The 24,906-nt window shown below is 70.7% G+C and carries 16 protein-coding genes; 7 read left to right on the forward strand and 9 right to left on the reverse strand.

What is annotated here, in order from left to right:
- Positions 1-247 precede the first annotated feature (247 nt).
- Together ALIDE2_RS06865 and ALIDE2_RS06870 are read left to right on the forward strand one after the other, a co-directional pair.
- Positions 248-3,154 carry an aconitate hydratase gene (locus ALIDE2_RS06865; RefSeq protein ID WP_013519878.1) on the forward strand — a complete coding sequence of 969 codons (2,907 nt, stop codon included), beginning with the start codon at positions 248-250 and terminating at the stop codon, positions 3,152-3,154.
- A 22-nt stretch (positions 3,155-3,176) separates the two neighbouring features.
- Positions 3,177-4,397: an FAD-dependent monooxygenase gene (locus ALIDE2_RS06870; protein ID WP_013721664.1), complete on the forward strand. Its 1,221-nt coding sequence runs from the start codon at positions 3,177-3,179 to the stop codon at positions 4,395-4,397.
- A 51-nt stretch (positions 4,398-4,448) separates the two neighbouring features.
- Here ALIDE2_RS06870 and ALIDE2_RS06875 read toward each other — a convergent pair whose 3' ends face one another.
- The 6 genes from ALIDE2_RS06875 to ALIDE2_RS06900 form a co-directional block, all read right to left on the reverse strand.
- Positions 4,449-5,687, reverse strand: a complete 1,239-nt coding sequence (locus ALIDE2_RS06875; protein WP_013721665.1) for an MFS transporter — start codon at positions 5,685-5,687, stop codon at positions 4,449-4,451.
- A 25-nt stretch (positions 5,688-5,712) separates the two neighbouring features.
- A complete protein-coding gene (locus ALIDE2_RS06880; protein ID WP_373279412.1) occupies positions 5,713-6,942 on the reverse strand; it encodes an MFS transporter in 1,230 nt (409 codons plus the stop codon).
- Positions 6,943-7,094: 152 nt separating this feature from the next.
- Positions 7,095-7,901 carry a LytR/AlgR family response regulator transcription factor gene (locus ALIDE2_RS06885; protein WP_013721666.1) on the reverse strand — a complete coding sequence of 269 codons (807 nt, stop codon included), beginning with the start codon at positions 7,899-7,901 and terminating at the stop codon, positions 7,095-7,097.
- Positions 7,870-8,925 (reverse strand): sensor histidine kinase, encoded by a 1,056-nt coding sequence (locus ALIDE2_RS06890; RefSeq protein ID WP_013721667.1) that lies wholly within the window; start codon positions 8,923-8,925, stop codon positions 7,870-7,872. The genes ALIDE2_RS06885 and ALIDE2_RS06890 overlap by 32 nt, the downstream gene beginning before the upstream one ends.
- A gap of 9 nt (positions 8,926-8,934) precedes the next feature.
- Positions 8,935-9,306 (reverse strand): 2TM domain-containing protein, encoded by a 372-nt coding sequence (locus ALIDE2_RS06895; RefSeq protein ID WP_013519872.1) that lies wholly within the window; start codon positions 9,304-9,306, stop codon positions 8,935-8,937.
- An 11-nt stretch (positions 9,307-9,317) separates the two neighbouring features.
- On the reverse strand, positions 9,318-9,869 hold the full coding sequence (locus ALIDE2_RS06900; RefSeq protein WP_013519871.1) for a DUF6622 family protein: 552 nt from the start codon (positions 9,867-9,869) through the stop codon (positions 9,318-9,320).
- Between the two features lie 186 nt (positions 9,870-10,055).
- Here ALIDE2_RS06900 and ALIDE2_RS06905 point away from each other — a divergent pair, with 186 nt between their 5' ends.
- Positions 10,056-10,880, forward strand: a complete 825-nt coding sequence (locus ALIDE2_RS06905) for an undecaprenyl-diphosphate phosphatase (protein ID WP_013519870.1) — start codon at positions 10,056-10,058, stop codon at positions 10,878-10,880.
- A 15-nt stretch (positions 10,881-10,895) separates the two neighbouring features.
- Here ALIDE2_RS06905 and ALIDE2_RS06910 read toward each other — a convergent pair whose 3' ends face one another.
- Positions 10,896-11,708 (reverse strand): alpha/beta fold hydrolase, encoded by an 813-nt coding sequence (locus tag ALIDE2_RS06910; RefSeq protein WP_013519869.1) that lies wholly within the window; start codon positions 11,706-11,708, stop codon positions 10,896-10,898.
- 374 nt (positions 11,709-12,082) lie between these two features.
- Between ALIDE2_RS06910 and ALIDE2_RS06915 the strand changes: the two genes are divergently transcribed.
- The 4 genes from ALIDE2_RS06915 (at position 12,083) to ALIDE2_RS06930 (ending at position 21,258) form a co-directional block, all read left to right on the forward strand.
- Positions 12,083-13,444 carry an efflux RND transporter periplasmic adaptor subunit gene (locus ALIDE2_RS06915; protein WP_238530114.1) on the forward strand — a complete coding sequence of 454 codons (1,362 nt, stop codon included), beginning with the start codon at positions 12,083-12,085 and terminating at the stop codon, positions 13,442-13,444.
- 36 nt (positions 13,445-13,480) lie between these two features.
- Positions 13,481-16,597 carry an MdtB/MuxB family multidrug efflux RND transporter permease subunit gene (locus ALIDE2_RS06920; RefSeq protein WP_013721669.1) on the forward strand — a complete coding sequence of 1,039 codons (3,117 nt, stop codon included), beginning with the start codon at positions 13,481-13,483 and terminating at the stop codon, positions 16,595-16,597.
- A gap of 120 nt (positions 16,598-16,717) precedes the next feature.
- Positions 16,718-19,843 carry an efflux RND transporter permease subunit gene (locus ALIDE2_RS06925; RefSeq protein WP_013721670.1) on the forward strand — a complete coding sequence of 1,042 codons (3,126 nt, stop codon included), beginning with the start codon at positions 16,718-16,720 and terminating at the stop codon, positions 19,841-19,843.
- A 2-nt stretch (positions 19,844-19,845) separates the two neighbouring features.
- The gene (locus ALIDE2_RS06930) at positions 19,846-21,258 is read left to right on the forward strand and encodes an efflux transporter outer membrane subunit (protein ID WP_013721671.1); all 1,413 of its coding nucleotides are present in this window, start codon (positions 19,846-19,848) and stop codon (positions 21,256-21,258) included.
- 12 nt (positions 21,259-21,270) lie between these two features.
- On the opposite strand, the gene mutS is transcribed toward ALIDE2_RS06930, so the two are convergent.
- Together mutS and ALIDE2_RS06940 are read right to left on the reverse strand one after the other, a co-directional pair.
- The gene (gene mutS, locus ALIDE2_RS06935) at positions 21,271-23,883 is read right to left on the reverse strand and encodes a DNA mismatch repair protein MutS (protein WP_013721672.1); all 2,613 of its coding nucleotides are present in this window, start codon (positions 23,881-23,883) and stop codon (positions 21,271-21,273) included.
- Between the two features lie 322 nt (positions 23,884-24,205).
- Complete coding sequence (locus tag ALIDE2_RS06940) at positions 24,206-24,880, reverse strand: TetR/AcrR family transcriptional regulator (RefSeq protein WP_013519863.1); 675 nt, start codon at positions 24,878-24,880, stop codon at positions 24,206-24,208.
- Positions 24,881-24,906: the final 26 nt, after the last annotated feature.

Consider the following 24,906-nt stretch of genomic DNA (forward strand, 5'->3'; position numbering starts at 1 on the left):
CGGCCGGTATAGAGCGCAGTGATCGCCCAGATCACGCAAGGCCCGCTTCGGCGGGCTTTTTGCTGGCCGCTGCAAACCGTGGCGAATGGGTGGGCGGGTATGGCGTGCGCCGCAATATCCCTTGAACGGCGGGCGGGTGAACCCGCGATGACCTCGGCACGGGTGGAAGGTATTGCCCGGGCATTGGCGTTATCGCGGAGGGACTGCCAGAATGGGCCTTTGTCGCCCCACTCACTGGAGTCACTGTATGACCGCTTCCACCACCAGAGTTCATGCCTTTGCTTCCACGCTCAAGACCTTCACCATGGCCTCGGGCAAAAAGGGCAAGTTCTATTCGCTGCCGGCGCTGGCGCGCAAGTACCCGGGGGTGGGTCGTCTGCCGGTGTCCATTCGTATCGTGCTCGAATCCGTGCTGCGCAACTGCGACGGGCGCAAGGTCACGGCCGAGCATGTGGCGCAGCTGGCCAACTGGGGCGCCACGGCGCCGCGCAAGGACGAGATTCCATTCGTGGTCGCGCGCGTGGTGCTGCAGGATTTCACGGGTGTGCCGCTGCTGGCCGACCTGGCCGCCATGCGCAGCGTGGCCGAGCGCCTGGGCCGCGACCCGAAGAAGGTCGAGCCCCTGGTGCCCGTGGACCTGGTGGTGGACCACTCCATCATGGTGGACTACTACGGCAGCAAGCAGGCGCTTCAACTCAACATGAAGCTCGAATTCCAGCGCAACCGCGAGCGCTACGAGTTCATGAAATGGGGCATGCAGGCTTATCGCACCTTCGGCGTCGTGCCGCCGGGCTTCGGCATCGTGCACCAGGTGAACCTGGAGTACTTGGCGCGCGGCGTGCACCAGGGGGCGGACGGCGTGTACTACCCCGACACGCTGGTGGGCACCGACAGCCACACGACCATGATCAACGGCATCGGCGTGGTGGGCTGGGGCGTGGGCGGCATCGAGGCCGAGGCGGCGATGCTGGGCCAGCCGGTGTACTTCCTCACGCCGGACGTGGTGGGGCTGGAGCTCACGGGCCGGCTGCGCGAGGGCGTGACGGCCACCGACCTGGTGCTCACCGTGACCGAGCTGCTGCGCAAGGCCAAGGTGGTGGGCAAGTTCGTGGAGTTCTTCGGCGAGGGCACGCGCACGCTGTCGGTGCCCGACCGCGCCACCATCGGCAACATGGCGCCCGAGTACGGCGCCACCATGGGCTTCTTCACGGTCGATGAGAAGACCATCGACTACCTGCGCGGCACGGGGCGCAGCGAGGCCGAGATCGAGGCCCTGGAGGCGTACTTCAAGGCGCAGGGCCTGTTCGGCATCCCGCGCGCGGGCGAGATCGACTACTCGCAGGTCGTGCGCCTGGACCTGGGCGACGTCACGCCCAGCCTGGCCGGCCCCAAGCGCCCGCAGGACCGCATCGACCTGGGCAAGGTCAAGCAGCAGTTCACCAGCCTGTTCTCCAAGCCCGTGTCGGAGTCGGGCTTCAACCTGCCGGCCGGGCGCCTGCACGAGCGCCACGCCCTGCCGCGCCGCGCCGACCAGGCCGTTCCCGATGAGCCCCCGGCGCCCGAAGGCACGCCGCGCTTCGAGGCCGAGATGGTGCACAACAAGCCGCGGCTCGCGGTCCAGCACGTGGACGCGCCCATGCACCACGCGCCCGATGGCGAAAGCCCCACGGTGGGCAGCGGCGACGTGCTGATCGCGGCCATCACGAGTTGCACCAACACCTCCAACCCCAGCGTGCTGCTGGCCGCGGGCCTGCTGGCCAAAAAGGCCGTCGAGGCGGGGCTGAAGGTGCAGCCGCACATCAAGACATCGCTCGCGCCGGGCTCGCGCATCGTGACCGAATACCTCACCGAAACGGGCCTGCTGCCCTACCTGGAGAAGCTCGGCTTCGCCGTCGCCGGCTACGGCTGCACCACCTGCATCGGCAACGCGGGCGACCTGACGGCCGAGCTCAACGAGGCGATCACGAAGAACGACCTGGTGTGCGCGGCCGTGCTCTCGGGCAACCGCAACTTCGAGGCGCGCATCCACCCCAACATCAAGGCCAACTTCCTGGCCAGCCCGCCGCTGGTGGTGGCCTACGCCATCGCGGGCACCGTGCTCACGGACCTGATGACCGAGCCCGTGGGCAAGGGCAAGGGCGGGCGCGACGTGTACCTGGGCGACATCTGGCCCAGTGCCGAGGAGATCCACGCCCTCATGCGGCACGCCATGAACGGCAAGGCCTTCCGCGAGAACTACGCCAAGGTCAGGGCCGAGCCGGGCGCGCTGTGGGATAAGGTGCACGGCGTGAGCGGCAACGTCTACGCCTGGCCGCCCAGCACCTACATCGCCGAGCCGCCGTTCTTCGCCGATTTCGCTCTCGATAAGGGAGCTGCAGGCGCAGGAGGGGCAGGCGCTGCAGGCCAGAATGGCGATGTGGCCGTGCGCGGCGCGCGCATCATGGCCCTGTTCGGCGACTCGATCACCACGGACCACATCTCGCCCGCCGGCTCGATCAAGGAAAGCTCGCCCGCCGGCCAGTGGCTGCTGCAGCACGGCGTGGCCAAGCCCGACTTCAACAGCTACGGCGCGCGCCGCGGCAACCACGAGGTGATGATGCGCGGCACCTTCGCCAACGTGCGCATCAAGAACCTGATGATTCCGCCGCTGGCCGATGGCTCGCGCGAGGAGGGTGGCCTGACCCTGTACCAGGGCGAGGGGCCGCAGCGCGGCAGCAAGATGCCCATCTTCGACGCCGCCATGCAGTACATGGCGGGCGGGACGCCCACGGTGATCTTCGCGGGCGAGGAATACGGCACCGGCTCCAGCCGCGACTGGGCGGCCAAGGGTACGCAGCTCTTGGGCATCAAGGCCGTGGTGGCCAAGAGCTTCGAGCGCATCCACCGCTCCAACCTCGTCGGCATGGGCGTGCTGCCGCTGCAGCTGCGCGCGGGCGACTCGTGGGAGAGCCTGGGGCTCAGGGGCGACGAGGTCATCGACGTGCTGCCCGACGCCGCCCTCGCGCCGCAGAGCGAGGCGCGGATCGTGATCCACCGCGCCGACGGCTCGCGCCAGGAAGTGGCGGCCACGCTGCGCATCGACACCCCCATCGAGGTGGACTACTACCGCGCCGGCGGCATCCTGCCCTTCGTGCTGCGCCAGCTCCTGGCTTGACGAGGAGGCCGACAATCGGGGCATGCAAAAACAAGTCTTGATTGCCGGCGGCGGCATCGGGGGCCTGGCCGCGGCGCTGGGCAGCGCGCGCGCGGGCTGGGAGGTGCGGCTGTTCGAGCGCGCAAGCGCGTTCACCGAGATCGGCGCGGGCGTGCAGATCGGCCCCAACGTGGTGCGGCGCCTGCAGGCCTGGGGCCTGCAGGGCGCGCTGCAGGCGGTGGCGGCCTTCCCCGAGCGGCTGCGGGTGCGCAGCGCGCTGACCGGTGCCGAGCTGGCCGCGCTGCCCTTGGGCGCGCGCGCCATAGAGCGCTACGGCGCGGCCTACGCCACCATCCACCGGGCCGACCTGCACGGCCTGCTGCTGGCCGCCGTGCGCGATCTGCCCGGGGTGCACCTGAACCTGGGGCTGTCCGTGCAGGAGCATGCGCAGGAGGGCGGCGCCGTCACCGTGCGCCTGGCGCATGTCGATGGCCGACTCGTCGAGGTGGAGGGCGACGCCCTGATAGGCGCCGACGGGCTGCGCAGCGGCACGCGCGCGCGTCTGCTGGGCGAGGCGCCCACGCGCGCCTCGGGCCACCTGGCCTACCGCGCCGTGGTGCGCCAGGACCAGCTGCCCCAGGCGCTGCGCTCGGGCGACGTCACGGCCTGGCTGGGCCCGCGCCTGCACGTGGTGCAGTACCCGCTGCGCCGCGGCGAACTGCTCAACGTGGTGGCCATACGCCACGGCCGCCCGCCGGCCGACCTCGAATCCTGGGACCACGGCGCCAACGCCGCCGACCTGGAGGCCGCGCTGGCCCGCACCTGCGCGCCGCTGCAGGACCTGATCCGCGCCGTGCCCCAGGCCGGCGGCGGCTGGCGCCTGTGGCCGCTGCTCGACCGAGCGCCCGTCGCCGGCCCGCACGAGATGGCGCGCGGCCTGGTCGCGCTGCTGGGCGACGCGGCCCACCCCATGCGGCCCTACCTGGCGCAAGGCGCCGGCATGGCCATCGAGGACGCGGCCGAGCTGCAGCGCGCCCTGGCCATGCACGACCTGGAGGTGCCGCTGCGCCTCACCCGCTACGCGCTCAACCGCTGGCAGCGCAACGCGCGCGTGCAGGAACGCTCGCGCCGCAACGGCCGCATCTTCCACGCCACGGGCCCCGTGCGCTGGGGGCGCGACCTGGCGCTGCGCCTGCTGGGCGAGCGCCTGCTGGACGTGCCCTGGCTCTACCGCGGCGACGGGTCCAGCGCCAGCCTGCTTTGATTTCGATAGCTGGCAGCCCTTGCTAAACGGGCGCTGGAAGCCAATATGGCTTCAAACCCCATCCGAAGGGGGATTCGGCAACAGCCAGAACGCGCCCGCCCCCAGCACCAGCAGCGCCGCGATGCAGCCCAGCACCGCCACGAACGGGTCCATGCCGCGCTCCTGGGCCAGCGACGCCACCAGCCCCGTGAACCACTGCATGGCGGCCACGCCCAGGAACATGGCCATGGTGAACACCGCCATGGCCCGGCCCGTGAGCGCCGCCGGGTAGGCCACGCGCACGTCGGCGTACTGCAACACGATGAAGCCCGACAGCAGGCCGGTGAGCAGCATGCACGCCACGTCCACCCAGGCGGAGTGCAGCAGCGCCATGGCCGCGAAGAGCAGCGCCAGCAGCAGCGTGCAGGTCAGTATCCAGCGCCGCCGCACGGCCGGGCCGGGGTCTATGCGGCCGAACAGCATGGGCCCGCACAGCGCCACCACCGAGAGCGCCAGCGCCACGTTGCCGCTTTGCACCAGCGAGAAGCCGTGGCGCTCGATCAGCATGGGCCCCAGCCAGAGCCCGCGCAGGGAGATCAGGGCGGCATAGGTCACGGCGCCCAGCGCCACGATGCCCCAGGTGTGCGCCAGCGTGAACAGCGCGGCGAAGCGCAGCACCGCCTCGCGCACGGATTCGCGCGGCGCGTCGTGCGCGGGGCTGCGCGCGGGCTCGCGCACGCTGCGCCACATCCACAGCCAGGCCAACAGCGCCATGAGCGCCAGCACCGCGAAGCCCGCGCGCCACGACCACTGCTGCACCAGCCACGCCAGCGGCGTGCCCGTGAACAGCATGCCCAGCGTGCCCAGCGCCATGGCCATGCCCGACATGGCCGCGAAGCGCTGCGGCGCGAAATGCCGCGCGATGAACACCGTGCACACCAGGAAGGCGGGCGCGCAGCCCACGCCGATCAGCGCCTGCCCCAGCACCAGCAGGCCCAGGCCCGGCGCCAGCGCCGACAGCAGCGCGCCCGCGATGCACAGCGGGAACGCGGCCAGGATCGTGCGGCGCACGCCGTACAGGTCTATGCCTATGCCCATGAAGAGCTGCATGGCCCCGAAGGTGAAATGGAAGGTCGCCGCGAACACCCCCAGCGCCTGGGGCGAGAGCGCGAAGTCCGCCTGCAGCGGCGCCGCCAGGATGGCGGCCACGGTGCGGAACGCCGAGCTGAGCGCGAAGCCCGAGGTCAGCGCCACCAGCATCGCCAGCGCCGCGCGCGGCGCAAGGACGGGGGCATCGGGGGCGGACGTCATGCCCGCAAGACTACCTGAACGCGGGTCACGCGCGGGCCTGGGCCGCGCTCCTCGCCATCGCCGCTGCCAGCGCCACGACGGCCAGGACGAGCGGGACGAAAGAGACCCAGAGCACCGCGTTCCAGCCATAGGCCGACAGCAGGCTGCCGGACAGGAACGAGCCGATGGCCATCAGGCCGAACACGATGAAGTCGTTGAGCGACTGCACGCGCGTCCTTTCCTCGGGCCGGTGGCACTCCAGCACCAGCGCGGACGCGCCGAGGAACCCGAAGTTCCAGCCCAGCCCCAGCAGGACCAGCGTGGCCCAGAAATGCGCCACGTCGATGCCTCCCAGCCCGACGGCGGCGGAAAGCCCGGTCAGCAGCAGGCCCACGATGGCCATGCGCCCCGCGCCGAAGCGCGCAATCAGGTGGCCCGTGAAGAAGCTGGGCGCGTACATCGCGATCACGTGCCACTGCAGGCCCAGGTTGGCGGACTCCTGCGAATGTCCGCAGATGCGCATCGCCAGCGGCGCGGACGTCATGAGGAAGTTCATCAGCAGATAGGACACGGCGCCGCCGATGGCCGCGGCGACGAAGCGCGGCTGGCGCGCGATCTCGGCCAGCGGCCGGCCGCCGGCGATCTCCTGCGCGGTCGGCATCGGCAGGTGCACCCCCAGCAGGATGAGGGCCGAGACCGCCGCCACCGCCGCCTGCACGAGGAAGGTGGCCGCGAACATGTGGGGCGGCCACAGGTCCATGGTCCAGGTCACCAGCTGCGGCCCCACCACGCCGGCGGCCACGCCCCCGGCCATCACGAGCGACAGCGCCCGCGGCCGCCGGGCCGGCGCCACGCCGTCGGCCGCCGCGAAGCGGAACGACAGCACCACGGCCGCGTAGCTGCCGCCGAAGAAGGTCGCCAGGCAGAACAGCCAGAACCAGCCCTGGATGATGGCCAGCATGGCCAGCAGGCCTGTGAGCACGCCCGCGCCGGTGCCCGCCAGGAAGGCGGTGCGCCGCCCGAACCGCCGGGCGATGGCGCCCACGGGCAGGGTGCACGCGGCCATGCCCACGACGAAGATGGAGACGGGCAGCGTGGCCAGCATCGGCGTGGGGGCCAGCATGTTGCCGACGATGGCGCCCGTGGCGTAGACCACCACCGAGTTCGCGCCCGCCAGCGCCTGGGCGACGGACAGGCGCCAGATGTTGCTGCTCTGAACCTTCTCGGGCAGCACGGCGGAGAGGTCGCCCATGGGCGTGGTGGTGGTGCTTGTCATGTTTTCTTATGGAGGTTCTGGCAAGCCCCTCATGCCGAGGGGCGCGGCGGTATCCGGTGCGAGTTTCCCACGACCAGCGCCGATCGGGGTGTTTTCGGGCTTCACAGCTTACCCGATGAGCGCTGGCAGCTATGGAATCGGAAGCGCCAGGCCTACATTCCCTTGAACCGGTGCGCATACAGCCGGCTCACGGCCAGCCGCTCGGGCCGGCCCCGCAGCTGCAGGTGCAGGCGGCCGGCCTCATCGCGCACGGCGGCGGCGATGGCGTCGGCACGCACCAGCGTGCCGCGGTGCACCTGCCAGAACGCGGCGGGGTCGAGCTGCGCGGCCAGTTCCTTGAGCGGGGTGCGGATCAGGTATTCGTGCTCGGCGGTGAGCACGCGCACGTACTTGTCGGCGGCCTCGAAGTACAGCACCTCGGCCACGGGAACGAAGTGGATCTGCGCGCCGCTGCCGGCCTGGATCACGTCCAGGCGCGGGGCCGCGGGCGAGGGCGCGGCGCCCCCCACGCCCGGCGCCTGCACCAGTTCGCGCAGCTGGGCCAGCGTCTGCTCCAGCGCGGGCGATGCGCGCTGCTGCAGCGCCTGGCGCAGCTTGTGCACCGTCCTGTCCAGCCGCCCGGGCTGCACGGGCTTGAGCAGGTAGTCCACGGCCTGCGCCTCGAAAGCTTGCACGGCGTACTGGTCGTAGGCGGTGACGAAGACCAGTGCGGGGAAGGGCCGCGCGCCGGTGTCCCAGGCGTCAGCCAGCTCCACGGCGGCGTCCAGGCCGCTCTGGCCCGGCATGCGGATGTCGAAGAACATCACGTCGGGCATGAGGCGCAGCGCCTCGCGCACGGCCGACAGGCCGTCGCCCACCGTGGCGGCGATGGCAAGCCCGGGCCAGGCGCGGGCCAGTTCCTGCTGCAGCGCGGCGGCCAGCAGCGGCTCATCCTCGGCGATCAGGGCGGTCGGTTGCATGTTTCAAGGGAAAAGTGACGATAGCGCTTGTACCACCAGCGCTGGAAGCTATCAATTCAAGAGTGGCCGCGCTACCGTACAGCGTGGCCAGGCGCTCGCGCACCTGCTGCAGGCCGAACCGGGTGCCGTCGTTTCCTGCCTCTGCGCCGGGGCCGGCGCCCGTGTCGTGCACGCTCAGCTGCAGGCGCGCGCCGTCCTTCAGCAGCCGGGCCTGCACGGCCACGCTGCCGCCCGCCACCTGCGGCTCCAGCCCGTGGCGGATGGCGTTCTCCGCCAGCGGTTGCAGCAGCAGCGGCGGCACCGGCACGTCGCGCAGCGCATCCGGCAGGTCCAGCCGGTACTGCAGGCGCGGCCCCATGCGCACGGCGATCAGCGCGAGGTAGTCGGCCAGGCGCGCGAACTCCTCCGACAGCGGGTGCAGCGCGCTGCGCGATGCGCCCAGCGTGGCGCGCAGATAGGCGATCAGGTGGTCCAGCATGGCCTGGGCGCGCGCCGGGTCGCTGGCGATGAGCACGCGCAGGTTGGCCAGCGTGTTGAACAGCATGTGCGGCTCCAGCTGCGTTTCCAGCAGCTTCAGGCGCGCCTCGGCGGCCCGGCCTTGCGCATCGGCCATGCGCGCCTGCAGCCAGGCGCTCTTTCCCCGGGTGTGGAACCAGTAGGTGGCCGCCGTGCCCGCGAGCAGCGTGATGCCGATGGAGGTGCGCAGGTGCGCGCCGCTCCAGGTGGAATGGCCCGTCCATGCGTCGGCCAGCAGCGAGCCCAGCACGAAGCCCAGGGCGATGCCGCAGGCGGGCAGCGCCATGCCGCGCCAGCCGGCGGGCCAGCCGGTGCCGGCGCTCGACGCGAGCAGGTGGCGCCCGATGTCGATGAACGCCCAGCACAGCACGCCGATGCACAGCGAGTACGCGAGCGGCACGCCGTAGGGCTGCTCGGGCCGGAAGGCGTACTGGATGGCCGCGACCGCCAGGCAGAAGGCCAGGGTCTGCAGCAGGTGCCGCAGCTTATCGATCCAGTCGATGGGCATGGGGGTGCCTCAGCGTTCCTGGCGCTCGCGTTGCAGGCGTTCGCGCTCGCGTTGCACCATGCGCTCGCGCAGGCCGCTGCCCGTGCCCAGCACGAAGACCGACACGCCGTGCAGCGCCAGTCCCAGCCCCCAGCCCAGCAGCGGGAACACCGACCAGGGCCGCTGGCCCCAGCCGTAGCGCGAGAAGGCGAACAGCGCCAGGTTGACCGCCACGTAGACCAGCGCGTGCGCGTACCAGCCGAGCTTGGCGCCCGCGCGCTTGCGCGCCAGCCGTTCGATGTCGTCGTCGGGGATCATGTCGGTCATTCTAGGGAGGGGGCGGCGGCCGTCCAGGCGCTCGGCGGGGCCGCCGCCGATGGCGGCAGGGGTTTCGGTATGCATGGCGGGCTCCTTCAGGCAAAGGCCGGGCGCGTGCGCCGCACCAGGTGCCACAGGCGCGCGGCACGCGCCAGCAGCAGGCCGTTGAACAGGCCGTAGAGCGCGGCCACCTGCAGGGCGAAGCCGCCGTCGTGGCCCAGCGCGGGCTGCAGCGCCAGCTCCACGCCGACGAGGTACTTGGTCAGGAAGATCGCCAGGATGAGCAGCAGGGGCACGGGGCTGCCGGGCAGGTGAAAGCGCAGCGCTTGCGCGTCGAAGCGCACGCCCGCGGGCGGCGTGCCGCGCAGGGCCAGGCTGGCCAGCGCGGCCGCGCCGGCGGCCAGCAGCCAGACGGCGAGGGCGCCGCCGCCCGGCTCGGCGCCGAAGGCCGACAGCAGGCCCCAGGCCGAGAACGCGGCGAGCGCCAGCGGCATGAACAGCACGCGGCGCAGCCCGGCCTGGCGCGGCAGCGTCTGCGACAGGCCCAGCCAGAGCAGGGTAGCGAGCAGGTACCAGACCCAGGAGGGCGTGCCCTGGACGATGGAGGCCAGCATCTGCGGCTGGTGCGTGGCGATGTGGATCAGCATGGCGGACTCCTTGTGCGGTGACGGGATGGAGAGCACTGTGCGCGCCGGCACTCGCGCCCGCCATGGCCGTGCGACGGATGGCGGCCGCCGCGGCGCGAGATGCGGCGCCGGCGGCGTGAATGGCGGCGGCGCGCCCGCGTCCGGCGCGGATAATCCGCGTTTTGCTTTTTTCGTCAGGACGCTTGCGTGGACTCTCTCTTGCTGCTCAAGGCCGCCATCATGGGCGTGGTCGAAGGGCTGACCGAATTCCTTCCGATCTCATCCACCGGCCACCTGATCCTCGCGGGCTCGCTGCTGGGCTTCGACGATGCCAAGGCCAAGGTCTTCGACATCGCCATCCAGACGGGCGCCATATTCGCCGTCATCCTCGTGTACTGGCAGCGCATCCGCGACACGCTGGTGGCGCTGCCCAGCCAGCGCCAGGCCCGGCGCTTCGCGCTCAACGTGCTGATCGGCTTCTTCCCGGCGGTGCTGCTGGGGCTGCTGCTGGGCAAGGCCATCAAGGCGCACCTGTTCACGCCCGTGGTGGTGGCGTCCACCTTCATCGTGGGCGGCTTCATCATCCTGTGGGCCGAGCGGCGCCAGCAGGGGACCGTGCGCATCCATTCGGTGGACGACATGGGGCCGTGGGACGCGCTCAAGGTCGGCCTGGCGCAGTGCCTGGCCATGGTGCCGGGCACGAGCCGCAGCGGTGCCACCATCATCGGCGGCATGCTGCTGGGCCTTTCGCGCAAGGCGGCGACGGACTATTCGTTCTTCCTGGCCATCCCCACGCTGATCGGCGCCGGCGCGTACAGCCTGTACAAGGAGCGGGCGCTGCTCTCGATGGCCGACGTGCCGCTGTTCGTCGTGGGGCTGGTGTTCTCCTTCATCAGCGCCTGGCTGTGCGTGCGCTGGCTGCTGCGCTACATCAGCACGCACAGCTTCGTGCCGTTCGCCTATTACCGCATCGTGTTCGGGGTGGTGGTGCTGGCCACGGCCTGGATGGGTGTGGTGACCTGGGCCGATTGATTGACTGACTGAATTTCAGGCGGCCAGCCGCTCCAGGTTGAGCAGCGACGCCTCGATGGCCGCAGCCGTTGCCAGGGGCTGCTCCATGGGGAACAGGTGGCTGCCGTCCAGCATCATCACGCGGCCCTGGGTGATGCGCCGGGTCATGGCCATGCCCACCTGGCGCATCTCGGCCGAGTCGCGCCCGCCGATGAAGGCGGCCGGGCACTTGAGCGGGTGCGTCTGCAGGAGCCGCCCCAGGTTGTGCGGCAGGGTGTTGTAGATCTGGGTCTCGATCGCGCGGTCGAAGCTCAGCACGCGCTTGCCGTCCTGGTCCTGCAGCCCGTGGGCCACGTAGTCTTGCAGCACGCGCGGATCCCAGTGCGCGAACGCCTTCTTGCGGCGGAAGTGCTCCAGCGCCTCCTCGGTGCTGGCCCAGCTGTTCCTGCGCGCGCGGCTGATGCGCCCGGGCGAGACGGCGCCCACCACCTGGGCCTGCTTGGCCATGCCCAGCGCACCTGCGCGCCAGCCGCCGATCAGGGGCGAGTCGATCAGCACCACTCCGCGCGCGAGCTCGGGGTGGCGCGCTGCGGCCATCACGCTCAGGAAGCCGCCGAGCGAGTGGCCCACGAGGAAGGCCTGCTCTCCCGTGCGCCGCTGCTGCTCGGCGGCGAAGTCCGCCAGCTGCTGCACCAGGTGCGGCCAGTTGTTGCTGACGGGGTAGCGTTCGTCGTGGCCGTAGCGCTCCACGGCGCTGACCTTGAAGCCCCGCTTGCGCAGCGCATCGAACAGCACGCGGTAGGTGCTGGCGGGAAAACTGTTGGCGTGGGAAAAGACGATGGAGGCCATGGCGCGTGGGGCAGTGTCGTGGTGCCGATCTTCGCACGACCTTTACCCGCTCTTCACGCGCCATCGGGACACCGGCCGCTATGATCTTCAGAACGTGTTCATGGCCTTTTCATGATGCTCGCAAGGCAGCAGAAAGCCGCAGTCTAGGCGCACGCCGCAGGCCATGCTGGCGGCCTGGGCAAGGCGGACAACGACGAGTGCGGCTTTCTGCTGCCTTGCCCGCAGGGTTGCCCCGCAAAGACAGCGTCTGCGGGGCAACGGGCATCACGAAAAGGCCATGAACACGTTCTTTCTATCGCGGAGAAGCTCTCGTGTCCAACCCCCAGTCTTGCAAAGGGCCCGTGGCCCCCCATGGATATGCCTGCAAGGGGCGCATGCGGCTTGGATGGGTCGCGGCCGTGGCGGCCGTCGCCCTGCTGGCGGCCGGCGGCGCCTGGTGGTGGCAGCAGCGCGGCGCGGCGCCGGCCCAGGGCCAGGCCGCCGGCCCGCGTTTCGGGGGCGGAGGCGCCCAGGCGCAGCCGGTCTCGGTGGGGCGGGTCGAGCGGCGCGACATGCGCGTGATGGTCAGCGCCATCGGCACGCTGCAGTCGCGCGCCACGGCCGTGGTGCGCACCAAGGTCAGCGGCGAGCTCAAGGCCCTGCACTTCAACGAGGGCGACGAGGTCAAGGCCGGGCAGCTGCTGGCCCAGATCGACCCGCGCAGCTACCAGGCCGCGTTCGACCAGGCACAGGGCACGCTGATGCGCGACCAGGCCCTGCTCAGGAACGCGCGGCTGGACCTGCAGCGCTACCAGGAGCTCAAGTCGCAGGACTCGATCGCCAGCCAGCAGGTGGATACCCAGGCGGCGCTGGTGCGCCAGTACGAGGGCACGGTGGCGGCCGACCAGGCGCAGGTCGATGCCGCGCGGCTGCAGCTGTCGTACACGCGCGTGACGGCGCCCATCGCCGGGCGCCTTGGGTTGCGCCAGGCGGACCTGGGCAACGTGGTCAACCCGGCGGACGCCAACGGCATCGTCACCATCACGCAGCTGCGCCCCATCGACGCGGTGTTCTCCGTGCCCCAGGCGCAGCTGGACCGGATCCGCGAGCGCCAGGCGGGGGGCGCCGAGCTGCCCGTGGAGCTGTGGGACCGGGAGCAGCGGCAGCTGTTGGCGCGCGGGCGGCTGGGCGCGCTGGACAACGCCATTGACCTCACGACCGACACCCTCAAGGTCAAGGCGGCGTTCGCCAATGCCGACGGCAGGCTGTTCCCCAACCAGTTCGTGAACGTGAGGCTGCAGGTGGACCTGCTCAAGGACACGCTGACCGTGCCCGCGGCCGCCGTGCAGAACAACTACGTGTACCTGGTGCAGGACGACGGCACGGTCACGCAGCGGCGCCTGCGCGTGGGCGTGGCCGACGGCGACCGCGTGAGCGTGGAGGGCGACCTGCCCGAGGGCGCGCAGGTCGTCACCGACGGGCTGGACCGCCTGCGCGAGGGCGCCAGGGTCATGGTGATCGATGCCCAGGCCGCCGCCAAGGCCGACCAGGCCGTGCAGGACGCGGGGCAGAGGCGCGCGCAGATGCTCAGGAACCTCACGCCCGAGCAGCGCGAGAAGCTCTCCAAAATGACGGCCGACGAGCGCAGGGCGTTCCTGCGCGGCCTGCGTGCGCAGCGGGAGGGCGCCGCGTCCACAGCGTCGGCCCCCGCATCGGCCCCGGCGCCGGCCGCTTCGCCGCCGCCCGCCGCGCGCTGAAGACGGGCCGTTGCCGCCATCCACCGCCGTAGCGCCATGAACCTGTCGCGCCTTTTCATCCTGCGCCCGATCGCCACCTCGCTGCTGATGGTGGCCATCCTGGTCGCGGGCATGCTCGCCTACCGGCTGTTGCCGATCTCCGCGCTGCCCGAGGTGGACTACCCCACCATCCAGGTCACCACGCTCTACCCCGGCGCCAGCCCGGACGTGATGACCTCCAACGTCACCGCGCCGCTGGAGCGCCAGTTCGGCCAGATGCCTGGCCTGGCGCAGATGTCTTCCACGAGCTCGGGCGGGGCCTCGGTCATCACGCTGCGCTTCGCGCTCGACTACGGCCTGGACGTGGCCGAGCAGCAGGTGCAGGCGGCCATCAACGCGGGCGCCAATCTGCTGCCGGGTGACCTGCCCATGCCGCCGCTGTACAGCAAGGTCAACCCGGCGGACGCGCCCATCCTCACGCTGGCCGTCACCTCGCCCAGCCTGCCCGTGATCCGCATCAACGACCTGGTGGAGAACCGCCTCGCGCCCAAGCTCTCGCAGGTCGGCGGCGTGGGTCTGGTGGCGATCGCCGGGGGGCGCAGGCCGGCGGTGCGCATCCAGGCCAACCCGCAGGCACTGGCGTCGGTGGGGCTGTCGCTGGAGGACCTGCGCGGCGCGATAGCCGCGGCCAACGTCAAGCAGCCCAAGGGCGGCTTCGACGGGCCGCTGCGCGCCACGACCATAGACGCCAACGACCAGCTGCAGTCGGCGCAGGAATACCGCGACCTGATCATCGCCTACCGCAACGGCAACCCCGTGCGCCTGTCCGCCGTGGCGGATACCGTGGACGACGCCGAGAACACGCGCCTGGCGGCCTGGGCGGGCACGCCGGACGATGGCTCCAAGGCGGCCGTGATCCTCAACATCAAGCGCCAGCCCGGCGCCAACGTGATCGAGACGGTGGACCGCGTGAAGGCGCTGCTGCCGCAGCTGGAGGAGACGCTGCCCGCGTCGCTGCAGGTCCACGTGCTCACCGACCGCACCGTCACCATCCGCGCATCGGTGCGCGACATGCAGCACGAGCTGCTGCTGGCCGTGGCGCTGGTGGTGGCGGTGATCTTCGTGTTTCTGAGGAGCGGCACGGCCACGCTGATTCCCAGCTTCGCCGTGCCGTTGTCGCTCATCGGCACCTTCGGGGTGATGTACCTGGCGGGCTTTTCGATCAACAACCTGACGCTGATGGCGCTCACCATCTCGACCGGCTTCGTGGTGGACGACGCCATCGTCATGATCGAGAACATCGCCCGCTACGTCGAGGCGGGCGAGCCGCCGCTCGCTGCCGCGCTCAAGGGCGCCAGGCAGATCGGCTTCACCATCATCTCGCTGACCATCTCGCTGATCGCAGTGCTGATCCCGCTCCTGTTCATGGGCGACGTGGTGGGGCGGCTGTTCCACGAGTTCGCCATCACCATGGCGGTGTCGATACTGATCTCGGCGGTGATCTCGCTGTCCTTCACTCCCATGCTGTGCGCGCGCCTGCTGCGCCACACGCCCGAGGAGAGCCACAGCCGCCTGTACCAGGCCACGGGGCGGTTCTTCGAGCGCACCATCGCGCTCTATGGGCGCACGCTGGGCGTGGTGCTGGAGCACCGCATGCTGGTCTGGCTGGTGTTCCTGGCCACGCTGGCGCTCACCGCGCTGCTGTACCTGGTGGTGCCCAAGGGGTTCTTTCCGGTGCAGGACACGGGCACGCTGCAGGCCACCACCGTGGCCGACCAGTCCATCTCCTTCGCGGCCATGGCCGAACGCCAGCAGCAGATGGCCGAGCGCATCCTGCGCGACCCGGCCGTCAAGAGCGTGTCCTCCTTCATCGGCGTGGATGGCAGCAACACCACGCTCAACAGCGGGCGCATGCAGATCGACCTGCAGCCCCACGGCCAGCGCGACAGCCTGGCCGTGGTGCTGCGCCGCCTGAGCGACGATACCGGCAGCATGCCCGGCATGCGCCTGTACCTGCAACCCGTGCAGGACCTGACCATCGAGGACCGCGTGGCGCGCACGCAGTACCAGCTGCTGCTGTCCTCGCCCGACATGGAGCAGCTCACGCGCAGCACGCAGGCGCTGCTGGAGCGCCTGCTGGCCACGCCCGGCCTGGTGGATGTGGCCAGCGACCTGCAGGGCCAGGGCCGCCAGGCCTACGTCTCGATCGACCGCGCCCAGGCCAGCCGCCTGGGCGTGACGGTGGCGGCCGTCGACACGGCGCTCTACAACGCCTTCGGCCAGCGGCTCATCTCCACCATCTTCACGCAGTCCAACCAGTACCGCGTGGTGCTGGAGGTGGCGCCGCAGTTCAAGATCGGCCCCGAGGCGCTGGCCAGCATCTACGTGCCGTCGAGCGGCGGCACGCCCGTGCCCCTGTCCTCGCTGGCGCGGGTGGAGGAGCGCAGCATGGCGCTGGCCGTCAACCACGTGGGGCAGCTGCCGGCCAGCACGATCTCGTTCAACACGGCGCCGGGCGTGTCGCTGGGCCAGGCCGTCAAGGCCATCGAGCGCGCGCGCGACGACCTGCGCGCCCAGGGGCAGATGCCCATCTCGGTGGACATGGCCTTCCAGGGTGCGGCGCTGGCGTTCCAGGCGTCGCTGACCAACACGCTGCTGCTGATCCTGGCGGCGGTGATCACCATGTACATCGTGCTGGGGGTGCTGTACGAGAGCACCATCCACCCCGTGACCATCCTGTCCACGCTGCCCTCGGCCGGGGTGGGCGCGCTGCTGGCGCTGGGGATGGCGGGGCTGGAGATCGACATCATCGCCGTCATCGGCATCGTGCTCCTGATCGGTATCGTGAAGAAGAACGCCATCATGATGATCGACTTCGCGCTCGATGCACAGCGCGAGCAGGGGCTGTCCGCGCGCGAGGCGATCTACCAGGCCTGCCTGCTGCGCTTTCGCCCCATCCTCATGACCACGCTGGCGGCGCTGCTGGGGGCGCTGCCGTTGATGCTGGGGCAGGGGGTGGGCAGCGAGCTGCGCCATCCGCTGGGGGTGACCATGGTGGGGGGGCTGATACTGAGCCAGCTGCTCACGCTGTTCACCACGCCGGTGATCTATCTCACGTTTGAGGGGTGGGCGCAGAGGTGGCGTGGGGCCAGGGTTGGGGTTGAAAATGCCTAAAACCTTTTGTTTCCGGGCGCTGGCAGCTCTTCTTTTTGATGTGGCTGGCTGGGATGTGCGCTCAAGGCTTAATTGGAATCCGACCCCAATTACGACCCCAGTTAGAGGGGGAGGCGCGGCATGAGCCCCTCGGCGCTCTTCGTCCACCGCCCCGTCGCCACCATGCTCCTGACCATCGGCCTGGCGCTGGCCGGTGCCGTGTCGTTCTTCCTGCTGCCCGTGGCGCCGCTGCCGCAGGTGGACTACCCCACCATCTCCGTCACCGCCAGCTTGCCCGGTGCCAGCCCCGACACCATGGCCGCCACGGTGGCCACGCCGCTGGAGCGCTCGCTGGGGGCGATCGCCGGGGTCAACGAGATCACTTCGCGCTCCACGCTGGGCAATACGCGCATCACGCTGCAGTTCGACCTCTCGCGCACCGTTGACAGCGCCGCGCACGACGTGCAGGCCGCCATCAACGCGGCGCGCACGCTGCTGCCCTCGGGCATGCCCAGCAACCCCACCTACCGCAAGATCAATCCGGCGGACGCGCCCATCATGATTCTGGCGCTGACGTCCAGCAGCCTCACGCGCGGGCAGATGTACGACGCCGCCTCCACGGTCATCGCGCAGAAACTCTCGCAGGTCGAGGGCGTGGGGCAGGCCGCGGTGAGCGGCGGCGCGCTGCCCGCCGTGCGCGTGGAGCTCGACCCGCTGCGCCTGGCGGCCAACGGCATATCGCTGGAGCAGGTGCGCAGCGCCATCACCGGCAACAACGCCAACCGGCCGCTGGGCGCCGTGGAGCGCGAGGACCATTACTGGCAGCTGGCCACCAACGACCAGGCGCGCGTGGCGGCCGAGTACGCGCCGCTGGTGCTGCGCTGGAACAACGGCCAGGCCGTGCGCCTGTCGGACGTGGCCGACGTGCTCGACTCGGTGCAGGACGTGCGCAACTACGGCGTGGCCAACGGCAAGCCGGCCATCCTGCTGCAGGTCTACAAGCAGCCGGGCGCCAACATCCTGGAGGCGGTGGACAAGGTGCGCGCCCTGCTGCCGCAGCTCAAGGCATCGATCCCCGCCGCCATCGACCTGACCGTGGTGTCCGACCGCACGCCCACGCTGCGCGCCTCGGTGCAGGAGGTCGAGCGTACCCTGCTGCTCGCCGTGGCGCTGGTGATCCTGGTGGTGTTCCTGTTCCTGCGCAACGGCCGCGCCGCCCTGGTGCCGGCCGTGGCCGTGCCCGCGTCGCTGGCGGGCACGTTCGGCGTGATGTACCTGGCGGGCTATACGCTGGACAACCTCTCGCTCATGGCCCTCACGGTGGCGACGGGCTTCGTGGTGGACGACGCCATCGTGGTGCTGGAGAACGTGCTGCGCCACATGGAGCGCGGCAAGAGCGCGCTGCAGGCGGCGCTGGACGGCACGCGCGAGATCGGCTTCACCGTCGTGTCCATGAGCCTGTCGCTGATCGCGGTGTTCGTGCCCATCCTGTTCATGGGCGGCATCGTGGGGCGGTTCTTCCGCGAGTTCGCGGTCGTCATGTCCTCGGCCATCCTGGTGTCCATGGTGGTGTCGCTGACCACCACGCCCATGATGTGCGCGCACCTCTTGCGCGCGCCGCAGGCGCAAGCGGCGCCGCGCAGGGCGTGGGCGCGCGTGGCGGCATGGCTGGGGCGGATCGAGCGCGCCAGCCGGCGCCTGTACCGCCGCACGCTGGCCTGGGGCCTGCGCCACCAGCCGCTGGTGCTGCTGTCGCTGGCGGCGGTGGTGGCGTTGAACGTGCACCTGTACATGGCCATCGACAAGGGCTTCATGCCCGAGCAGGACACGGGCCGCATCATGGGCTTCATCCGCGCCGACCAGGCCAGTTCCTTCCAGGCCATGCAGCAGCGCATCCAGCGCTTCCTCGCCATCGTGCAGCAGGACCCGGCGGTGGAGTACGTGATGGGCTCCACGGGCGGCGGGCAGATCAACGCGGCCAACATGTTCATGACGCTCAAGCCCCTGGCCGAGCGCAAGGTGTCGTCCGACGAGGTCATCGACCGGCTGCGCGAAAAGCTCAGGAACGAGCCCGGCGCGCGCCTGTTCATGATGAAGCAGACCGACGTGCGCATCGGCGGGCGCCAGAGCATGGCCTCGTTCGACTACACGCTGCAGTCCGACGGCGTGGAGGAGCTGCGCGCCTGGGAGCCGCGCATACGCCAGGTGATGAGCGAGCTGCCCGAGCTGGAGGACGTGAACAGCGACGTGCAGGACTACGGCGTGCAGACCTCGCTGGTCATAGACCGCGACGCGATCAAGCGCCTGGGCTTGTCCATGGCGCAGATCGACGCCACCCTGAATGACGCCTTCGGCCAGCGCCAGGTGGGCGTGATCTACAACCCGCTGAACCAGTACCGCGTGGTGATGGAGGCGGCGCCGCGCTTCCTGCAAAGCCCCGAGACGCTGCGCGGCTTCTTCTTCGTCAACGCCAGCGGCAAGCAGGTGCCGCTCACGGCGTTCGCGCGCATCGCCACCACCAACACGCCGCTGGCCGTGAGCCACCAGGGCGGCACGCCCGCCAGCACCATCAGCTACAGCCTGGCGCCGGGCGTGTCGCTGTCGCAGGCCAATGACGCCATCCGCGCCGCCGTGGCGCGGCTGGGCGTGCCGGTGTCGGTGCGCGGCAGTTTCAGCGGCACGGCGGGGGCCTTCCAGCAGTCGCTGGCGGGACAGCCGCTCCTCATCCTGGCGGCCATCCTCACCATCTACTTGGTGCTGGGCGTGCTGTACGAGGATCTGGTGCACCCGCTGACCATCCTGTCCACGCTGCCCTCGGCAGGGGTGGGGGCGCTGCTTGCGCTGATGCTGTTCAAGACCGAGTTCTCGCTGATCGCCTTCATCGGGGTGATCCTGCTCATCGGCATCGTCAAGAAGAACGCCATCATGATGATCGACTTCGCCCTGTCGCGCGAACGCGGCGGCCACACCACGCCAGCCCAGGCCATCTACCGCGCCTGCGACCTGCGCCTGCGCCCCATCCTCATGACCAGCCTGGCCGCCATCATGGGCGCGCTGCCGCTGGCCCTGGGCCAGGGCATAGGCGCCGAGCTGCGCCGGCCGCTGGGGCTGGCCATCGTGGGCGGGCTGCTGGTGAGCCAGCTGCTCACGCTCTACACCACGCCCGTGGTCTACGTGCAGCTCGACCGGCTGCGCCGCCGCGTGAACCGCTGGTTTTCAATGAAAAACCGCTCTAGCGCCCGTCCATCAAGCGCTGGCAGCTATTGAATATGAAGCATACCGCCCTTGCCGCCACCGCCTTGCTGCTCGCCGCCGGCTGCTCCACGCAGCCCGCGTACCAGCGCCCCGCGATCGCGCTGCCCGCGCAGTTCAAGGAGGCCACGGCCGCCGCCGCGCAGGCCGGCATCTGGCGCCCCGCGCAGCCGCAGGACGCAGCGCCGCCCGAAGAGTGGTGGCGCCTGTACGGCGATCCCGTGCTCGACGACCTGCAGCAGCGCGCTGCCGTTGCCAACCCCGGCATCGCCCAGGCCGTGGCGCGCCTGCGCGCGGCGCAGGCGGCCGTGGCCGGCAGCCGCGCCGCGCTGCTGCCCACGCTGGGCGCCAGCAGCAGCGCCACGCGCGCGCGCGGCGCCAGTACCGCGAACACGGCCGGCCCCGCCACCAGCTACTCGCTGGGCCTGAACGCGGGCTGGGAGATCGACCTGTGGGGCCGCCTCTCGGGCGCTGCCAGCGCCGCAGAGGCCAGCGCCCAGGCCAGCGGCGCGGACCTGGCCGCCGCGCGCCTGTCGCTGCAGGCCACAGCCGCGCAGACCTACTTCGCGCTGCGCGCCGCAGAGGCGCAAGGCGCGCTGCTGCGGGACACGCTCGCCGCCTACGAGCAAAGCTGGCAGCTCACGCGCAACCGCGAGCGCGCAGGCGTCGCATCGCCCGCCGACGTGGCCCAGGCCGAGGCGCAGTACAAGAGCACGCAGGCCCAGCTGCTCGAAGCCGAGACCAGCCGCGCGCAGATCGAGCACGCGCTCGCCGCGCTCATCGGCCTGCCGCCCGCCGCCTTCGGCCTGGACGCCACGGCCCGCCTGCCCGCGCCGCCCGAGGTGCCGGCCGAGCTGCCGTCGCGGCTGCTGGAACGCCGCCCCGACATCGCCGCCGCCGAGCGCCGCGTGGCGGCCGCCAACGCCCAGGTGGGCGTGGCGCAGTCGGCGTTCTTCCCCGCGCTCACGCTCTCGGCGGCGGGGGGCTGGCGCGGTGCGTCGCTGGGCGACCTGGTCGGCGCGCCCAACCTGTTCTGGTCGCTGGGCCCGGCGCTTGCGCTCACGCTGTTCGACGGTGGCGCGCGCTCGGCTGCCGTGGAGTCGGCCCGCGCCTCGCTCGACCTGGCGGCGGCCGGCTACCGCCAGGCCGTCATCACCGCGCTGCAGGAGGTGGAGGACAACCTCGCTGCCGCTACGTCCCTGGCGCGAGAGGAACAGGTGCAGACCGAGGCCGTCGCCGCCGCGCAGAGGGCGCTCACCATCGCCACCAACCAGTACAAGGCCGGCACGGTGGGCTACCTCAACGTGCTCTCGGCCCAGACCACGGTGCTGTCCGCGCAGCGCGGGCTCATCGACGTGAAGAACCGGCGGCTGGCTGCGGTGAACACGCTGCTCAAGAACGTGGCGGGACGGTGGGACGGCCCGCCGTAGCGGCCGCTTCCGCTACGGCGCCAGCCGCTTGAGCTGGTACAGCGCGTCCAGCGCTTCGCGCGGGCTCAGCGCATCGGGGTTGATCTGCGCCAGGGCCGCCTCCACGGGGCTTGCCGCCTGCACCTCGGGCGCGGGCGGCGGGGCGAACAGGTCCACCTGCAGGTCGTCCTCGCCCGCGCGCTCTTCCAGCGCGGCGAGGGTGTGGCGCGCGTGGTGCAGCACGGCGGCGGGCACGCCGGCCAGCTTGGCCACCTGGATGCCGTAGCTGCGGCTGGCCGGGCCGGGCTGGATCTCGTGCAGGAAGACGATGTCGTGCCCCGACTCGGTAGCGCCCACGTGCACGTTCACCGCGTGCTGGTGGCGCGCCGAGAGTTCGGTGAGCTCGAAGTAGTGCGTGGCGAACAGCGTGAACGCCTTGGTGCGGTCGTGCAGGTGCGTGGCGATGCCGCTGGCCAGCGCCAGGCCGTCGAAGGTGCTGGTGCCGCGGCCGATCTCGTCCATCAGCACCAGGCTGTGCGGCGTGGCCGCGTGCAGGATCTGCGCCGCCTCGGTCATCTCCAGCATGAAGGTGGACTGGGCATTCGCCAGGTCGTCGGCGGCGCCGATGCGCGTGTGGATGGCGTCTATCGGCCCCAGGCGGCAGGCCGTGGCCGGCACGTGGCTGCCCATGCTGGCCAGCAGCACGATCAGCGCCACTTGGCGCATGTAGGTCGATTTGCCGCCCATGTTGGGGCCGGTGATGATCTGCATGCGCGTGTTGGCGTTCAGCCGCGTGTGGTTGGGGATGAAGGCGCCGCTGGACGTTTCGGCCAGCCGCGCCTGCACCACCGGGTGGCGGCCCGCCTCGATGTCGATGCAGGGCTCGGCCACGAACTGCGGCGCGCACCAGTCGAGCGTGAGCGAGCGCTCGGCCAGGCAGCACAGCACGTCCAGCGCGGCCAGGGCCTGGGCCAGGCGCGTGAGCCGCGGCACGTGGGGCTGGAGCTGGTCCAGCACCTGCTCGTACAGCCATTTCTCGCGCGCCAGGCCGCGCTCCTGCGCCGACAGGGCCTTGTCCTCGAAGCTCTTCAGCTCGGGCGTGATGAAGCGTTCGGCGTTCTTGAGCGTCTGGCGGCGGCGGTAGTCGCCCGGCACCTTGTCCACGTGGCTGCTGGTGACCTCGATGTAGAAGCCGTGCACCTTGTTGAACTGCACGCGCAGGTTGGGAATGCCGGTGCGCGCCTTCTCGCGCGTCTCCAGGTCGAGCAGGAAGCCGTCGCAGTTGTTCTGTATGGCGCGCAGCTCGTCGAGCTCGGCGTCGAAGCCCGGGGCGATCACGCCGCCGTCGCGCACCAGGGCGGCGGGCTCCTCCAGGATGGCGGCGCGCAGCAGCGCCGTGCATTCCGCCGGGGGCTGCAGGTCGTTGAATATTTGAGCCAAAAAGGCCTCTGGCGCTTGACTGGACTGCGCCAGCAGCTCTGATTTCTGTAGTGTGCTGCACAGCGCCACCAGCTCGCGCGGGCGCACCTGGCGCAGCGCGATGCGGGCGGTGATGCGCTCCACGTCGCTCACGCCCTTGAGCGCGCCGCGCAGCAGCTGCCAGGGGCCCTGGCCGCCGCCGGTGCCGCGCAGGGCCTGGGTGGCGGCCAAGCGCCGGCGCGCGTCGCCGCGGTCGCGCCGCGGCTCCAGCAGCCAGGTCTTGAGCAGGCGGCTGCCCATGCCGGTCATGCAGGTGTCCAGCAGCGAGAACAGCGTGGGCGCGTCCTCGCCGCGCAGGGTCTTGACCAGCTCCAGGTTGCGCCGCGTGGCCAGCGGCAGGTGGATCAGCTCGTCGCTCTGCTGCACGCGCACGCCGTGCACGTGGCTGAGTGCGCGGCCCTGCGTGTGCTCGGCGTACTGCAGGAGCGCGGCGGCGGCGGCGTGCGCGTCCTGCAGGCCCTCGGCATTCCAGGCCTGCAGGCTGGCCGCGCCCAGGTGTTCGAGCAGCTTGCGCCGGCCCAGGGCGGCGTCGAACTGCCAGTCGGGGCGCAGGCTCATGGGGCAGGCGAACATGCCGCCCTGGCGCAGTCCGGCGAGCTGTTCCTCGAAGCGCTGCGTGATGCCCGCGCTGTGGATCAGCTCGCTGGGCGCGATGCGCGCGAGCCAGGCGCCCAGCTCGGCCTGCGTGCATTCGGCCAGCTGCACCACGCCCTGCGTCACGGCCAGCCAGGCCAGGCCGCAGCGCGCGCGCGCGCCCTGGTGCACGGCCAACAGCACGGACTCGCTCTTGTCGGGCAGCAGCTCGCTGTCGGTCAGCGTGCCGGGCGTGACCACGCGCACCACCTTGCGCTCCACCGGCCCCTTGGCCGCACCCACCTCGCCCACCTGCTCGGCAATGGCCACGGATTCGCCCAGCCGGATGAGCCGGCCCAGGTAGTTCTCCAGCGCATGGAAGGGCACGCCCGCCATGGTCACGGGCTGGCCCGCCGACTGGCCGCGTTGCGTCAGGGTGATGTCCAGCAGGCGCGCGGCCTTCTCCGCGTCGGCGTAGAACAGCTCGTAGAAGTCGCCCATGCGGTACAGCAGCAGCGTATCCGGGTGCTGGGCTTTGAGGGCCAGGTACTGCGCCATCATCGGCGTGTGTTCTGTCAAATCTGCTTTGTTCATTTGAATCAATGACTTACGTTTCTCGCTGCCGGCCCTTCGGGCAAATTGGGGTGATTCTTGCCATGTTTCGCATGCCCTCCCGGATACGGCCCGGCGACCATGGGCCTTCGCCAGCATGGCGCTGCCGATGTGGGAAGACCGGGCTGCATCGGGCCGCCAGGCTCTGGCAGGTGCAGGTGCGGCGGGATTGGCACCCGCCATTCCGTGATCGAACCGGACGGCGCATTCTGATGGATCTGCGGGATCCAGCCGGCCCGCGTGCGGGCAGATGGCCAGGCGACGGGAGGAAGGAGGCAAGGGCAGCGAAGCCATCCATCCCGAATCATTCCAGGCTGTCGAAAACCGGCCCTTGCACCCTGGCAGGCATTTGCAGAGGCATGTCGACAATCCGTGCGGCCTCGGAGGCACCAAGCCCCAGGCCGATCAGCACATGCCGGATCAGATTTTCGGCGTGGTTGCTGCGCGTGGGCTCGGTCAGCATGGTCTCTATGCCGTAGAAGATGGCGCCCAGCGCCATGTCGCGCGCCACCGCCACGTCGGGCACGTTCAGCAATTTGCGCTCCTGGGCGGTGCACAGGTCGCGCGTCACGTATTTGTCTATGAGCTGGCCCCGCGCCGCGACGCGGGTTCCCACCTGGGTTATGAAGCGGCCCCATTGCGGGTAGCGCAAGGTCATACGCATGTACAGGCGCATGCCTATGGCGAAGCGCTCCACGGGATCGTGGTACCGCAGGACCAGGGGATCGACCACGGCCAGGACCTCATCGCTCATGCGTGAAGCCAGTTCCGTCAGCAACTCGCCGGTGGTCTTGAAGTGGTTGTAGAAGGTGCCGCGCGACACGCCCGCAGCCGCGATCAAGTCGTCGATCACCGTGGCATCGGCCCCCTTGTCGTTGAACACGCCGATGGCGCTGGTCAGCAGCTGCAGGCGCGTGCGCTCCCGGCGCTGCGCTCCGACACGGGTGCGGTGGTCTTCTGGCGGGGCCTGTGTTTGCATGGGTGACAAGGGTAAACACTTAGTTG

The sequence above is a fragment of the Alicycliphilus denitrificans K601 genome (assembly GCF_000204645.1).
GTDB lineage: Bacteria > Pseudomonadota > Gammaproteobacteria > Burkholderiales > Burkholderiaceae_C > Alicycliphilus > Alicycliphilus denitrificans.

What these genes read in the sequence shown, in the direction of transcription:
- ALIDE2_RS06865 (WP_013519878.1), top strand. Translation starts at nt 248, where the DNA reads ATGACCGCTTCCACCACCAGAGTTCATGCCTTTGCTTCCACGCTCAAG.
- ALIDE2_RS06940 (WP_013519863.1), bottom strand. Translation starts at nt 24,880, where the DNA reads ATGCAAACACAGGCCCCGCCAGAAGACCACCGCACCCGTGTCGGAGCG.
- ALIDE2_RS06930 (WP_013721671.1), top strand. Translation starts at nt 19,846, where the DNA reads ATGAAGCATACCGCCCTTGCCGCCACCGCCTTGCTGCTCGCCGCCGGC.
- ALIDE2_RS06925 (WP_013721670.1), top strand. Translation starts at nt 16,718, where the DNA reads ATGAGCCCCTCGGCGCTCTTCGTCCACCGCCCCGTCGCCACCATGCTC.
- ALIDE2_RS06880 (WP_373279412.1), bottom strand. Translation starts at nt 6,942, where the DNA reads ATGACAAGCACCACCACCACGCCCATGGGCGACCTCTCCGCCGTGCTG.
- ALIDE2_RS06920 (WP_013721669.1), top strand. Translation starts at nt 13,481, where the DNA reads ATGAACCTGTCGCGCCTTTTCATCCTGCGCCCGATCGCCACCTCGCTG.
- ALIDE2_RS06875 (WP_013721665.1), bottom strand. Translation starts at nt 5,687, where the DNA reads ATGACGTCCGCCCCCGATGCCCCCGTCCTTGCGCCGCGCGCGGCGCTG.
- ALIDE2_RS06910 (WP_013519869.1), bottom strand. Translation starts at nt 11,708, where the DNA reads ATGGCCTCCATCGTCTTTTCCCACGCCAACAGTTTTCCCGCCAGCACC.
- ALIDE2_RS06870 (WP_013721664.1), top strand. Translation starts at nt 3,177, where the DNA reads ATGCAAAAACAAGTCTTGATTGCCGGCGGCGGCATCGGGGGCCTGGCC.
- ALIDE2_RS06900 (WP_013519871.1), bottom strand. Translation starts at nt 9,869, where the DNA reads ATGCTGATCCACATCGCCACGCACCAGCCGCAGATGCTGGCCTCCATC.
- ALIDE2_RS06915 (WP_238530114.1), top strand. Translation starts at nt 12,083, where the DNA reads ATGCGGCTTGGATGGGTCGCGGCCGTGGCGGCCGTCGCCCTGCTGGCG.
- mutS (WP_013721672.1), bottom strand. Translation starts at nt 23,883, where the DNA reads ATGAACAAAGCAGATTTGACAGAACACACGCCGATGATGGCGCAGTAC.
- ALIDE2_RS06890 (WP_013721667.1), bottom strand. Translation starts at nt 8,925, where the DNA reads ATGCCCATCGACTGGATCGATAAGCTGCGGCACCTGCTGCAGACCCTG.
- ALIDE2_RS06885 (WP_013721666.1), bottom strand. Translation starts at nt 7,901, where the DNA reads ATGCAACCGACCGCCCTGATCGCCGAGGATGAGCCGCTGCTGGCCGCC.
- ALIDE2_RS06895 (WP_013519872.1), bottom strand. Translation starts at nt 9,306, where the DNA reads ATGCATACCGAAACCCCTGCCGCCATCGGCGGCGGCCCCGCCGAGCGC.